1 protein-coding gene is annotated in these 940 nt (G+C 32.0%); it reads right to left on the bottom strand.

Going from position 1 to position 940, the window contains the following annotated elements:
- Positions 1–105: 105 nt before the first annotated feature.
- Entirely contained in the window at positions 106–831 is a 726-nt protein-coding gene (locus tag ACOSP6_RS00330) for a hypothetical protein (protein ID WP_422092391.1), read from the bottom strand.
- Positions 832–940 lie beyond the last annotated feature (109 nt).

Genomic DNA, 940 nt, shown 5'->3' with positions numbered 1-940 from the left:
GGACGCGAGTTCTTTTCCGATGTTTCGGAAAGATAATTAATAAGATTGAATTTCCGCATAGGAAATTCAGCCGCAATTAATTATACACGTTGTTGTAAGTAGTTTTTATTCATTTTCAATTAACCAATTCAAACTTTGGTTAAAATATTTTTTCATTGATTTATTCAAATACTGACTATAATCTGTATTTTCATTTCGTTCTTTAGATAGCCAAGCCATAGCGTATGCAATGATTTGTTCTGGTAAATAACCTTGACTACTAGATTGCCATCCAAAATCATTCGCACTAAATTGAAAGCGAGAATTTCCTATAAATATTCCAAAACCATATACAATAGCAGTAAAGTCAGTTAAAAATTCGTCATTTTCTTCAATACGATTTTCTCCCAGTAAAATTTGATGCGCTAATTCGTGTGAAATAGTCGCAATCAATGAAATCGGATTTTTTAATTGTCCCATCTCAATTGAAATAATAGTTTCGTTTTCTGTTTGTTCAAAAGTTCCACTTGCACTTTTCCAACTTCCATTTATATCAGCTGGAGTTGACAAAATAGTTCCATCAGCCATCTCAATAGGTGAGTCAGAGTAAAAATCCAATTTTATATCCACGTCTTTGATATTCATCAATTCCATTGTCCTTTCAAGAATAAACTCCGCATCTTTTTCTGTTCGGTCAAAAGTTCTTTCGTAAAAGTCTTTTGTTGGTGTTACCGTTCGGATTTCCATAAAATGATCTTGTCCAAATTCTGTTTTTAACCAATTCAAGTCTTCGTCAATCCAAATTTTGTCTTCTTCGGTAATAGGTAGTTTTTTCTTTTTAGTCCAGAACATTTATGATTGGGTTAAATTGCTTACAACGTATTTGTGTATGATTTTTTGCGGGAAAAGGACGTAAGTTCTTTTCCTGTGTTGCGGAAAGATAATTAATAAGATTGAATTT

The sequence above is a fragment of the Tenacibaculum sp. MEBiC06402 genome, assembly GCF_049239625.1.
Classification (GTDB): domain Bacteria; phylum Bacteroidota; class Bacteroidia; order Flavobacteriales; family Flavobacteriaceae; genus Polaribacter.
This window is presented reverse-complemented; position numbering and strand designations above follow the sequence as displayed.

What these genes read in the sequence shown, in the direction of transcription:
- ACOSP6_RS00330 (WP_422092391.1), bottom strand. Translation starts at nt 831, where the DNA reads ATGTTCTGGACTAAAAAGAAAAAACTACCTATTACCGAAGAAGACAAA.